Genomic DNA, 12,744 nt, shown 5'->3' on the forward strand with positions numbered 1-12,744 from the left:
CCGGACTTCCTTTAGACGAAATGGCCACCCAACGCCGGGTGGCCATTTCGCATTTACGGGCCCCTCTTGAGAGCGAGGGCCCGCGTTACTGTACGGCCTCAGCGCCGGTGCTCACTCCCTCCGGGGAGTGCGCACCGGCGCTTCGTCGTTTCCGGGAACTTCGAGTCGCCCGGCGCCGGGGTCTACGCTGACGGCACCGGAGAAGGGACGTCGTCATGCGCTACACACACCTGGGGGTCGAACCCCGCATCCATCCCGATGCCGTCATCGCCCCGACGGCGGTGATCAGCGGCGACGTGACGGTCGGCGCCGGGTGCCAAGTGCTGCACGGGGCGGTGATCACGTCAGAGGGCAGTCGCGTCGTCTTGGGTGAGAACACGATCGTCATGGAGAACGCGCTCGTGCGCGCCAGTTCCACGCACGCGGTGCATGTCGGGGCTCACACGCTGATCGGACCGATGGCGAGCGTCGCCGGCGCCGACATCGGAGACGAGGTGTTCCTCGCCACCGGCACACGGGTGTTCAACGGAGCCGAGATCGGTGACCGCAGCGAGGTGCGCATCAACGCCGTTGTCCACGTGCGCACTGTTCTACCGGTGGGGACCGTCGTCCCCATCTCCTGGGTCGCGGTCGGCGATCCGCTGCTCATCCTCCCGCCCGATCGCCACGAGGAGATCTGGGCCGCACAGAGGGAGCTCGACTTCCCCGGCTACGTCTTCGGACTCGACCGCGAAACGCCGGATCTGATGGTGCAGCTGACGGAGAGGTACGGCCGCAGTCTCGCCCGGCACTCCGCGGACCGTCGACTCCAGGACTGACGGCACAGAAAACGTGCGCCGGCACCCGTGCGGGCCCGGCGCATCGTGGACGGTTCTCAGCCGGTGTTCTGCAGGCCCGCCGCCACTCCGCTCACCGACAGGAGCAGGAGGCGCTGCTGCTCGGCATCCGGGATCTCCGACTCGGGCGAGGCATCGCGCAGGGCGCGGAGCGCCCGCAGTTGCAGCAGCGACAGGGCGTCGACGTAGGGGCTGCGCATCTTCACGGCGCGCTGCAGAACGGGCTTGTTGCCGAGCAGATCGCCGCCGGTGATGCGCTCGACCCACGAGCGGGTGAGCAGCATCTCGTCCATCACGAGCTGGGCGAGGTCGTCGCGGTCGCCGAGCGCGAGGTAGCGGCGGGCGATGCGCTCGTCAGCCTTCGCGAGGCTCATCGCGACGTTGTCGATCATCGTGCGGAAGAGCGGCCACTGCTCGTATGCCTCGCGAAGACGCTGCTCGTCGTCGACGGCGTCGAGTGCCGTGCCGAGTCCGAACCATCCCGCGAGGTTGATGCGCGCCTGCGTCCACGAGAACACCCACGGGATCGCGCGGAGGTCTTCGAGCGATTCGACCGACAGTCCTCGGCGGGCGGGGCGCGAGCCGAGCGCGAGGTGACCGAGCTCTTCCATCGGCGTGACCGTGGCGAACCACGGCGCGAAGCCAGGGGCCTTCACCAGAGCGAAGAAGCGCTCTCGCGAGGCGACATCCATCGTGCGCGCGACGTCGGCGAACGCGTCGGCGGCGCCGCGGTTGCGCCGCTCGATGGAGGGGGAGGATGCCGTCAGCACGGCAGCCGCGACCTGGTCGATGTGGCGCATCGCGATATCGGGGTCGCCGTAGCGGGCGAAGATGACCTCGCCCTGCTCGGTGAGCTTGAACCGACCGTCCACCGAGTGGGGTGGCTGGGCGAGGATGGCCGAGTTGGCGGGTCCGCCACCTCGACCGAGCGCGCCACCGCGGCCATGGAAGAGCGTCAGCTCGATGCCCTCGGCGGCAGCCCAGGTAGAGATCTGCGCCTGCGCCTCGTAGAGCGCGAGGTTCGCGGCGACGGGGCCGACGTCCTTGGAGGAGTCGGAGTAACCGAGCATGACCTCGAGACGGCGACCGGTGGCATCCAGTCGGCTCACGAACGAGGGGTGCGTGACGATCTCGGCGAGGATGCCGGGGGCCGCCTGCAGATCGGCGAACGTCTCGAACAACGGGATGACGTCGAGGACCGGGAGCGCCTCGCCCGGGCCCATCGCGTGCGAGGCGAGCTCGTGCACGTTCGCGAGGTCTTCGGCCGACTGCGTGAACGAGACGATGTAGCGACCGGCGGCGCGGGGTCCGAAGCGCTCCTGCACGTATGCGATGGAGCGGAAGACCTCGAGCACCTCGTCGGCCTGCTCGCTGCGCTGACCGCCGGCGCGGAGCTCGTCGAGCACCTTGCGATGCACGGCGGAGTGCTGGCGGACCTCGAGTTCGGTGAGATGGAAACCGTACGTCTCGACCTGCCAGACGAGTCGCTGAAGCGCACCGTACGCCTGGCGCGCGGCGCCGGCAGCGACGAGGGACTCCTGCACCGTTCGCAGATCGGCGAGCAGGTGCTCGGGGTCGCGGTACGCCAGGTCGGCGTTGCGGGTGCGCGTCGCGGCGATCTTGCGGGCCAGCAGCAGCAGGATGCGGCGGTGCGGCTCCTCGGGGGAGCGCTCGGCGATCTCGGTCGCGGCGTCCTCGTCGGCGGCGCGGAGACGGTGCCACAGGGCGACGAGGGTGTCGCTCGGCGGGGTGGTGCCGGCATCCAGGGTCAGTCCTCGCCCTACGCGCAGCGCCGTGCGCTCCAGGCCCAGGAGCACGTGCTCGCTCGCGATCGAGGCGGCCTTGCGGGTGACGGAAGCGGTGACGAACGGGTTGCCGTCACGGTCTCCGCCGACCCAGGAACCGACCCGGACGAACGGCTTCACGATGGGCGCGCGGGATCCCGCGTTCTCACCCTGGAGGATGTCGTCGATGCGGCGATACACGTGCGGCACGGCGGTGTACAGCGTCTCGTCGAAGACGGCCATGACCGAGCGCACCTCGTCGACCGGTGACGGCTTCTCGCGGCGAAGGGGAGCGGTGCGCCACAGCGTGTCGATCTCCTCGAGCATGCGGCGCTCGGTGCGGCGCGTCTCGGCGGCGTTCTCGCCCGCCGCGTCACGTTCGCCGAGGAGTTCCGAGAGGCGACGGATACTCGTCGAGATCGCGCGGCGACGGGCTTCGGTGGGGTGCGCGGTGAAGACCGGGTGGAAGCGCAGGGCCTGGAGGCGCGCGAGGGCGGTCTCTTCCCCGACCTCGCTCGACAGTCTCTCGAAGGCGCTGGCGATCGTGTCGGGGATGCCGCTGCGCGAGGGCTGGTCACCGCGCTCGCGAAGGACGCGGACGCGCTGGTGTTCTTCGACCAGGTTGACGAGGTGGAAGTACGCCGTGAAGGCGCGGGCGACTTCGTCGGCGCGCTCGATCGAGAAGTCGTCGGCGATGGCCGCGGCCCGCTCGAACGCGGCCGGTGTCTCGTCGGTGTAGGCCTGGATCGTCGCCGTCCGCAGTCGTTCGACGTCGTCGTACAGGCCGGGGGAGCCGCTCTCCCGGAGGACACGGCCCAGCAGTGATCCGAGCAGGCGCACGTCGGCACGCATCTGTTCGGGGAGCTCTTGGCCGGCTTCGAAGCGGCCCACGAGGTCGATGGCCTCGGTCGGGGTCAGATCACGCACACGCCCCAGATTATCGGCGTCCTGTTGCCGACAGATCACACATGACGTCGAGCGACGGCTGCGGGGGCCGAACTCCGGATTTTCTCCGGGGTGAGGGGCGGAGCCCGCAGTGTTTCGCGGCGTCGGGGTCTCGGCATCCGGAAATATCCGGAGTTCGGCACGCGCCGCCACCGCCGACCGGTGAGCCGGGGGATACTCGCAGTCAGCGGAGCCGCCGGGTCCGCGGAGGGAGAGACCGTGAGCGACGACGCCCTGCGCGAGGCCGCCGAGACGATGCACGCCGTGCGGGAGCGGTGCGTATGGACGCAGGAGATCGACCATCGCGACCTCGTGCCGTACCTCGTGGAAGAGAGCGCCGAAGTGATCGACGCGGTCGAGGCGGGAACCCGGGCCGACCTGCGCGAGGAGCTCGGCGACCTGCTGTGGCAGGTGCTGTTCCACGCGGAGATCGCCGCAGGCGACCCCGACGACCCTTTCGACATCGACGATGTGGCGCGCGGCCTGACCGAGAAGATGGTGCGGCGTCATCCCCACGTGTTCGCGGATGCCGTGGCGACCACCCCCGAAGAGGTGCTCGTTCACTGGAACGCGGCGAAGGCGGCCGAGAAGCGCGAGCGCACGAGCGTCCTCGACGGCGTCAGCGACCACATGCCCTCGCTCGCTCTGGCGCAGAAGGTGATGGGCAAGGCCATGCAGGTCGGAGTCTGCGCGCCGACGCATCACCTGGCCGATCCCGAGACCGAGGCGGAGCTCGGCGACGCGCTGCTCGCGCTCGTGCACCTCGCCCGCACACGCGGGTGGGACGCGGAGCGCGCCCTGCGCGAGCGCGTGCGCACCCTGCGCTCCGAGGTGCGGGCCGCGGAGGCCGACGCGAGCTGACCGCTCCGCTCGAACCGGCCCCGTCCGAGTGGACGATCTCGACGGGATCATGCGCATCGGGCGCCCGACCGGACCGCGACGCGTCGAGGCGACGGAGCGTCGGAGCCGCTCTGGAAGAATGGGACCGTGGCATCCGTGAACCCGCCGCGCGGCATGCGCGACTTCCTCCCCGCTGACAAGGCTCGTCGCGAGCGCGTGCTCGCCGTCATCCGTGAGCGTTACCGCGCGCACGGCTTCGACGAGATCGAAACCCCGGTCATGGAGGACTACGACCGCCTCCACGCCGGGATCGGCGGCGACAACGAGAAGCTGTCGTTCAGCATCCTGAAACGGGGGATGGATGCCGAGGGCATCCGCGCCGCGGCCGACGACCCGGCCGCCCTCGCCGACCTGGGATTGCGGTACGACCTCACCGTTCCGCTCGCCCGTTTCTATGCCACGAACCGCGCGCAGCTGCCGACGGTGTTCCGCGCGATCCAGATGGCGCCGGTGTGGCGCGCGGAGCGTCCGCAGAAGGGGCGCTACCGGCAGTTCCTGCAGTGCGACATCGACATCATCGGCGATGGCACCGCCCGCGCCGAGGCCGAACTCATGATCGCGAGCCTCGACGTGCTCGATGCTCTGGGGCTCACGGGCGGCTCGATCCGCGTGAACGACCGCCGCGTGCTCGACGCGATGCTCGACGTGTTCGGCTTCACCCCCGATGAGCGTCCCGGCGTGCTGATCACGATCGACAAGCTCGACAAGGTCGGACCCTCGGGTGTGGTCGCCGAGTTGCGCGAGCGGGGAGCCGGCGCGGACGCCGTCGATGCGCTCGCTGCGTACCTAAACCGGCCCGCGTCGTCGCCCTCGTTCGACGAGGTCGGCATCCGCGCCGCCCTCCCCGACGGCATCCCCGACGAGGTCATCGGCCACCTCGTCGCGCTCGGCGAGACCGTCGCCGCCGCCCGCGGCGCCGATGCGCCGCTCGTGTTCGACCCCTTCCTCGTGCGGGGCATGGGGTACTACACGGGCACGATCTTCGAGCTCGCGCACCCGAGCGTCGACTACTCGCTCGGCGGGGGCGGACGCTACGACGGCATGATCGGCCGCTTCCTCGGCCAGCAGGTCCCGGCGGTGGGCTTCTCGATCGGCTTCGAACGCATCGTCGACCTGCTGCCCGCCACCGACGCCGGCGGGGAGCAGGCGATCGTCCTCGTGCACGACCGCGACGTGCCGTTCGCACAGCTGCTCGCGCTCAAGTCGGCGCTGATCGCCCGAGGCGCGCGCGTGCGCGTCGAGCATCGCGCGAAGAACATGAAGGCGCTGCTCGAGCGCTCGGCGGCCGACGGGTACACCTCGTTCGCGACGGTGAGCACCGGCACCACCGCGGACGACCTGGAGCTCAAACCCCTCGGCTGAGGCCGGCCCCGGACCCTTCGACGGGCTCAGGGACCTCGGATAGCGAGGTGGCTGAGCTTGTCGAAGCCACCGGGCCGCGCGTGGGCCCCGGACCCTTCGACAGGCTGAGGGGCCTCCCTCCGACAGGCTCAGGGGCCTCCCTTCGACAAACTCAAGGACCTCCTGACCGAGGTGGAGGAAAGCGCCTCAGGCGACGGCGCTGATCAATGCCTCGTCGGGGTGTTCGGCCGCGAGGCGTTCGAGACGCGAAGCGGTGGCGGCATCGCGCGGTGAGAACCACACGACGCGCGAGCCCAGCGCATCGTCGAGCCACAGACTCGACATCTCGAGGTGGAGCTCCCCGACCCGCGCGTGCACCAGGTGCTTCGTCGCGGTGCGCTCGCTCCCGACGTCGCCCAGGCGCCAGAGATCGGCGAATCGTGGCGACTGCTCTTCGAGCTCGGCGATGAACCGTTGCCACGCGGGCTCGTCGTGGTGGCGGCCGAAGGCGGCGCGCAGCCGGGCGGCGATGCGGCGCTGGGCGTGGTCGAGGTCGACGTGCGCCCGCTGCCACGCGATATCGGTGAACAGCAGCACGGCGCAGTTGCGACGGTCGGCGGGCAGTTGGTCGAGGTCGTCGAAGAGGTGGCGGTAGGCCCGGTTGTAGGCGCGGATGTCGAACCGCGCGGTCTGCACCGCGGCGGGGTAGGGCAGCAGCTTCTCGAGCAGGTCGAGGTGGGCGGCCCCGACGCAGGGCCGACTGTCGCGATCGGGCACGGGGAGGTCGGCCAGAGCGAACAGGTGGTCGCGCTCGTCATCGCTGAGGCGCAGGGCGCGGGCGATCGCGGAGACGACCTGGGCGGATGCCGCGATGGGCCGGCCCTGCTCGAGCCAGGTGTACCAGGTGAGTCCGACACCGGCGAGCTGGGCGACCTCTTCGCGGCGGAGCCCGGCGACACGACGGCGCGCACCCTCGGGGAGCCCGACGTCGGAGGGGCTCAGGCGGGCGCGGCGGCTGCGCAGGAACGCCGCGAAGGCGGCGCGGGTCTCGTCCGAGCGGGGCATGCGGTCTCCTGTTCTCCGGCAAGCCTAGAGCCGCGCGCTGCCCCCATCCTCGCGATGGGGAGTGCTCTCAGTACCAGGATGAGCAGACTCCTGGTACCAGGATGGCATCCGGTTCATCCTGGCACCATGACCAGCACTGCGCACCCCGAAACCGGGTCGGCTCCGACGCCCCTCCGCCCCGGCGCGTACGACGTCCCGACGTGGCGTTATGTGGGCTTCCTGCTCGGACCCTTCGCGGGCACGTTCGCGTTCAACGCCGTCACCGTGACCCTGCCGGCGCTGCGCGACCGCTTCGGCGCGGGCGACGTGGCGCTCGAACTGGTCGTGGCGGGATACGGCATCCCGTTCGCGGTGTTCTTGATCCTGGGCGGACGGCTCGGCGACCGCTTCGGTCGTCACCGCCTGTTCGTCGTCGGCATGGGGCTCTTCCTCGCCTCGGCCGTCGCGTGCGCCCTCGCTCCCTCGATCGAGACGCTCATCGCGGCCCGCGTCGCGCAGGGACTCGGGGCGGCGCTGTGCACGCCACAGGTGCTCGCGACGATCCAGGCGACCTCGCAGGGTCCGGCGCGCACCCGGGCCATCGCCGCCTTCGGTGCCAGCGGCGGCATCGGCGCGGCGGTCGGTCAGGTCGCCGGCGGCGCTCTCGCCGCGACCTCGTTCGGCCCGGTCGAGGGCTGGCGCGCGGTGTTCGTCGTGGTCGCGCTGATCGCTGTCGCGGCGATCGCCTGCGCACCGCTGGCACCGCGCTCCCGCGCGCACGAGGTGGTCGCGATCGACCTCGTGGGGTCGGCGGTGCTCGCGGTCGGCATCCTCGCGGCATCCGTCGCCCTCACCTTCGGCCCCGCGTGGGGCTGGTCCTGGCCGGTGTGGGCGGTGCTGGCGCTCGCGGCTGTGGCACTGGTGGCGATGTGGCGTCACCAGAACGCGATCGAGCGGTCGGGCCGCGTTCCGCTCCTGCCCCCGAGCGTGCTGCGCCTGCGCCCCCTGCAGCTCGGTCTCGTTGCCGCTGCGCTGTTCTTCGCGGGGTATTCGGCGCTGCTCTACGTCTTCCCCCGTGCCGTCGAGGGCGGGGGATTGACCTCACTGCAGGCCGGAATGGCGCTGCTGCCGTTCGCCGTGGTCTTCGCCGGGATGTCGCTGGCGGTCGCCCGCATCCAGAGCCGGCTCGGCGACGCGACGCTCGTGCTCGGGGTTGCATTGCAGATCGTCGCGCTCGTGGCGATGACGGCGACCCTCGCGTTCGCCTGGGGGAGCGACATCGGACTGTGGCTGCAGCCGGCCCTCGTGCTGCTCGGGGCCGGACAGGCGCTCATCTTCTCGCCGCTGACGCAGTTGGTCGTGCGGGAGGTTCCGGTCGAGGCGGCGGGCCTGTCGGGCGGCATGTTCAGCACCGCCCAGCAGCTCGCGCTGTCGTTCGGGGTGATCGTCATCGGCAGCATCGTGACCGTGACCGGGGTGACCGGGCGCGACGAGCTGGTCGCCGGCCTCGTGCTCGACATCGGGCTCGCCATCGCGGTGCTCGTGCTGGCGATGGTGCTCCGGGCGCGGGGGCGGCGCGGGGTCTGACCGCGCGAGGGCGGGATGCGACCGGCGTCCGCGTCGTGGAGGCGATTCACCGGATGTCGGGAGCCGGGCGTCCGCCGACCGTCACGCCACGTCCACCCCGCGTTCACCGGCGAGGGGTGTCATCGACGCATGTCCCCTCGTCGGCCCTTCGCCGTGACGGCCGCGTCCGCGGTCGCGATCCTCGGGGCGGGGGCGGTCGGGGCCCGCACCCTGATCGCGCGCCAAGCGGCGATCGCCCGGCGGCGCATCGGCAAGCCGCTCGGAGAGCAGGCGATCGACGCCGATCGCGTATGGCGCCGCAAGAAGCATCCCGGCAGCCCGGTCGAGCTGCTGCTTCTCGGCGATTCGATCGCGGCGGGGCTGGGTGCCACCCACCGGCGCGACACGCTCGGCGCGCGCCTGGCGAAGGGGGTCGCACGATCGGCCGGTCGCCCGGTGCGGTTGCGGACCGCCGCCGTGGTCGGGTCGGAGACGTCGGCGCTCGCCGCGCAGGTCGGCTCGCTCCCCGACGGATACGAGCCGGATGTCGCGGTGATCATCGTGGGCGGGAACGACGTGACGCACCGCATCCCGGCGTCGCGCTCGGCGGAGCAGTTGGAGCGGATCGTGCGCGAACTGCGCGGCCTCGGGGTGCCGGTCGTCGTCGGCACGTGCCCCGACCTCGGGACCCTCCGCGCGATTCCGCAGCCGCTGCGCGCCCTCGCGGCCCGTTCGTCGCGTCAGCTCGCGGCCGCCCAGGCCGCCGCGGTCCACCGGGCCGGGGGCCGTGTGGTGGCGCTCTCCCGTGCCGTGGGGCCGGTGTTCGCCGAGCGGCCCGACGAGATGTTCAGTGTGGACCGGTTCCACCCGAGCGCGCTCGGCTATCGCCGCACCGCCGAGGCGCTGCTGCCCGCCGTGCTCGCGGCGCTCGAGCCGGCATCCGGAGCGCGCACTGGCCATGTGCCCGACCCCGCGGACGTGCCGAACTCCTGAGTTCCGGGTGGGGCGGGCGCGCGTCGCCGCGGATTCGCGCGCTCGAGGTGCGGGACGCTTCGAATTCTCCGGAGTTCGGCACGCCCCGATCCCCGGCGGACGCATAGCTCACGGATCTACCGTGCCCCCACGCCTCCCGTCGATGTCTTCCTCAGCACCTGGCGCGCCGATCCGCTCACGCTCGGCGTGCTCGTCGTGGCATCCGCCGTGTATCTGTTCGGCGTCCGGCGGGTGCGCCGTCGTGGCGAACCGTGGCCGGTGCTCCGCACGATCGGGTTCTTCGCACTCGGACTGCTGCCGTACGCGGTGATCGAGCTCGGCTTCCTCGGGGTGTACTCGGCGGAGCTGCGGTGGGCGTTCTCGACGCGCATCGCTCTGCTGATCTTCGCCGTGCCGGCGGGCATCGCGGCGGGGCGACCCTTCGATCTCGTTCCGGGGGCGCTGCGCGAGCGCATCCTCGCCGCGCGCCTCACGCGCATCTTCGGCAACGCGATGGTCGCGACGATCGTGATCGCGGCGGTGTTCTGCCTCTTCCTCACCCCGATCGCTGGCTTCCTGCGCGTGCATCCCGCGATCGAGGCCTCGCTGGGCGTGGTCGTGCCGCTCGTCGGACTCGCGATGGTGCTGCCGATGATGGCGTTGGGTGCGGTGCACACCGGCACGTTCATCGCGATCGAGTTCCTGCTCGCGTTCGTCGAATTGCTGATCGACTCCGTGCCCGGGCTGCTGCTGCGCCTCAACGACGGTGTGCTGGATCTGATCCCGGATGCCGGGCAGACGGCGCCATGGTGGCCGTCGCTGCTGCACGACCAGCACCTCGCGGGCGACATGATCTGGTTCATCGCCGAGTTCGCCGACGTGCCGATCCTCGTCATCTTCATGATCCGCTGGATGCGCTCGGACCGGGTCGAGGCGAGGGGCTTCGACGACCTGTCCGACGAGGAGTACGACGAGATGACCCGCGCCCACCTGCGCGGAGAGCGTTGACCCGCCGCCCGCACGCCGACAGGCTGGGGGAGTGCGGACCCACGAAGACGTCGACGCGTTCCTGACCGAGACCCTCGTCGGGGCCGACCCCGCAGGCGAGGCCGCGCTCGCCGCGCAGCACGACGCCGGGCTCCCCGCGATCGAGGTGGCCCCCGTCAACGCGAAGTTCCTGCACCTGCTCACGCGCATCGCCGGGGCGCGCCGCGTGCTCGAGGTCGGAACGCTCGGCGGATACTCGACGATCTGGTTCGCCCGCGCCGTCGGACCCTCAGGCCGGGTCGTGACCATCGAGGCCGAGTCGGCCAACGCCGAGATCGCCCGCGCCAACCTCGCGCGCGCCGGAGTCTCGGACCGGGTCGAGGTGCGCGTCGGTCGCGGAGCGGACGTGCTGCCGACGCTCGCCGACGAGGAGCCGTTCGACCTCGTCTTCATCGACGCCGACAAGGAATCCAACGAGACCTATCTCGACTGGGCGGCGCGCCTCGGTCGACCCGGCACCGTCGTGGTGCTCGACAACGTCGTGCGCGGGGGAGAGGTCGCCGACGCCGACACCTCCGACACGAAGGTCCGGGGGGCGCGCCGGGGCGTCGAGATGCTCGGCGCCGACCCCCGCTTCGACGCCACCGCGCTGCAGACCCTCGACCGCAAGGGCTGGGACGGGGTGGCCGTGGCGATCGTGGTGGATCCCATGGCGGGCCCCGGAGCCTGAGGAGGCCCCTGAGCCCGTCGAAGGAACCGGACCGCGGCGCCCATCGGTGGCTTCGACACGCTCAGCCACCTCGTGGCCGGCCCGTGAAGACCGGTGGCTTCGACAGGCTCGGCCACCTCGTGCCCGGCGGGTGAGGACCGGTGGCTTCGACGGGCTCAGCCACCTCGCCACCGCCTCATGTCCGAACCGGCCCCACGCCCGCCGAGCGAGATCACTAGACTCGACGACGGACCGACGACGCTCCGCCCTCTTTCCCCAGAACCAACGAGGAGTCCTTCGTGGCACTTATCGAGGCTGTCAACGCGCGCGAGATCCTGGATTCGCGCGGTAACCCGACCGTCGAGGTGGAGGTGCTCCTCGACGACGGAATCGTCCAGCGGGCGGCCGTCCCCTCGGGCGCGTCCACCGGCGCGTTCGAGGCCTACGAGCTGCGCGACGGCGACAAGAGCCGCTACAGCGGCAAGGGTGTGCTCAAGGCCGTCGCCGCCGTCGTCGACGAGCTCGGCCCCGCCATCGAGGGCGTCGAAGCCAGCGAACAGCGCATCATCGATGAGATCCTCATCGAGACCGACGGCACCGAGAACAAGTCGCGCACCGGCGCCAACGCCATCCTCGGCGTGTCGCTCGCCGTCGCCAAGGCCGCCGCCGACAGCGCCGACCTGCCCCTGTTCCGCTACCTCGGCGGCCCGAACGCGCACCTGCTGCCCGTTCCGCTGTTCAACGTCATCAACGGTGGCGAGCACGCCGACAACGGCATCGACTTCCAGGAGTTCTTCCTCGCCCCCATCGGTGCCGACACCTACAGCGAGTCCCTCCGTTGGGGCACCGAGGTCTACCACGTCCTCAAGGGCGAGCTGAAGTCCGCCGGGTACAACACCGGCCTCGGCGACGAGGGCGGCTTCGCCCCCGACCTGCCCAGCAACCGCGAGGGCCTCGACTTCCTCATCCGCGCGATCGAGAAGGCCGGCTTCACTCCCGGTCAGGACATCGCCGTCGGCCTCGACGTCGCCGCCACCGAGTTCTTCAAGGACGGCGTCTACACCGTCGAGGGCAAGGAGTGGAGCGTCGACACCCTCGTCGACTACTTCGCCGATCTCGTCGCCAACTTCCCGATCGTCACGATCGAAGATGCGCTCGCCGAGGACGACTGGGACGGCTGGAAGAAGCTGACGGATGCCATCGGCTCCAAGGTGCAGCTCGTCGGCGACGACCTGTTCGTCACCAACCCCCAGCGTCTGCAGAAGGGCATCGACCTCGGCATCGCCAACTCGCTGCTGGTGAAGGTGAACCAGATCGGCACGTTGTCCGAGACGCTGGACGCCATCAACCTGGCCACCCGCTCGGGCTACACCTCGATGCTCTCGCACCGTTCGGGCGAGACCGAGGACACCACGATCGCCGACCTCGCCGTCGCCGTCAACGCCGGACAGATCAAGACCGGCGCCCCCGCGCGCAGCGAGCGCGTCGCGAAGTACAACCAGCTGCTCCGCATCGAGGAAGACCTCGGCGACGCCGCGGTCTTCGCGGGCCGCTCGGCGTTCCCCCGCTTCAAGGGCTGATCGTTCGATCCGAGGGAGGGGGAGCCGTGAGGCTCCCCCTCCCTTCTCGTTCCCGACGCGAACGAGGCGCCGTACCCGGC

10 protein-coding genes are annotated in these 12,744 nt (G+C 71.0%); 8 read left to right on the top strand and 2 right to left on the bottom strand.

Annotated elements, in window-relative coordinates:
- The first annotated feature begins 215 nt into the window (after positions 1-215).
- Positions 216-818 (top strand): gamma carbonic anhydrase family protein, encoded by a 603-nt coding sequence (locus QRO03_RS07550; RefSeq protein ID WP_285136919.1) that lies wholly within the window; start codon positions 216-218, stop codon positions 816-818.
- Between the two features lie 56 nt (positions 819-874).
- On the opposite strand, the gene QRO03_RS07555 is transcribed toward QRO03_RS07550, so the two are convergent.
- Positions 875-3,547, bottom strand: coding sequence for a phosphoenolpyruvate carboxylase (locus QRO03_RS07555; RefSeq protein WP_285136920.1), 2,673 nt, complete (start codon positions 3,545-3,547; stop codon positions 875-877).
- Between the two features lie 273 nt (positions 3,548-3,820).
- Between QRO03_RS07555 and QRO03_RS07560 the strand changes: the two genes are divergently transcribed.
- The gene (locus QRO03_RS07560; RefSeq protein WP_285137315.1) at positions 3,821-4,426 is read left to right on the top strand and encodes a nucleoside triphosphate pyrophosphohydrolase; all 606 of its coding nucleotides are present in this window, start codon (positions 3,821-3,823) and stop codon (positions 4,424-4,426) included.
- Between the two features lie 153 nt (positions 4,427-4,579).
- Complete coding sequence (gene hisS / locus QRO03_RS07565) at positions 4,580-5,827, top strand: histidine--tRNA ligase (RefSeq protein ID WP_285137316.1); 1,248 nt, start codon at positions 4,580-4,582, stop codon at positions 5,825-5,827.
- Between the two features lie 186 nt (positions 5,828-6,013).
- Here hisS and QRO03_RS07570 read toward each other — a convergent pair whose 3' ends face one another.
- Positions 6,014-6,871 carry a helix-turn-helix transcriptional regulator gene (locus QRO03_RS07570; protein WP_285136921.1) on the bottom strand — a complete coding sequence of 286 codons (858 nt, stop codon included), beginning with the start codon at positions 6,869-6,871 and terminating at the stop codon, positions 6,014-6,016.
- A 126-nt stretch (positions 6,872-6,997) separates the two neighbouring features.
- Here QRO03_RS07570 and QRO03_RS07575 point away from each other — a divergent pair, with 126 nt between their 5' ends.
- The 5 genes from QRO03_RS07575 (at position 6,998) to eno (ending at position 12,664) form a co-directional block, all read left to right on the top strand.
- On the top strand, positions 6,998-8,437 hold the full coding sequence (locus QRO03_RS07575) for an MFS transporter (RefSeq protein WP_285136922.1): 1,440 nt from the start codon (positions 6,998-7,000) through the stop codon (positions 8,435-8,437).
- 129 nt (positions 8,438-8,566) lie between these two features.
- Complete coding sequence (locus QRO03_RS07580; protein ID WP_285136923.1) at positions 8,567-9,409, top strand: SGNH/GDSL hydrolase family protein; 843 nt, start codon at positions 8,567-8,569, stop codon at positions 9,407-9,409.
- Positions 9,410-9,604: 195 nt separating this feature from the next.
- Positions 9,605-10,396 carry a cytochrome c oxidase assembly protein gene (locus tag QRO03_RS07585; RefSeq protein ID WP_285136924.1) on the top strand — a complete coding sequence of 264 codons (792 nt, stop codon included), beginning with the start codon at positions 9,605-9,607 and terminating at the stop codon, positions 10,394-10,396.
- A 31-nt stretch (positions 10,397-10,427) separates the two neighbouring features.
- Complete coding sequence (locus QRO03_RS07590) at positions 10,428-11,105, top strand: O-methyltransferase (RefSeq protein WP_285136925.1); 678 nt, start codon at positions 10,428-10,430, stop codon at positions 11,103-11,105.
- A 278-nt stretch (positions 11,106-11,383) separates the two neighbouring features.
- Positions 11,384-12,664: a phosphopyruvate hydratase gene (eno, locus tag QRO03_RS07595; protein ID WP_285136926.1), complete on the top strand. Its 1,281-nt coding sequence runs from the start codon at positions 11,384-11,386 to the stop codon at positions 12,662-12,664.
- The last annotated feature ends 80 nt before the right edge of the window (positions 12,665-12,744 follow it).

Source organism: Microbacterium sp. lyk4-40-TSB-66 (assembly GCF_030209475.1).
Classification (GTDB): Bacteria; Actinomycetota; Actinomycetes; order Actinomycetales; family Microbacteriaceae; genus Microbacterium.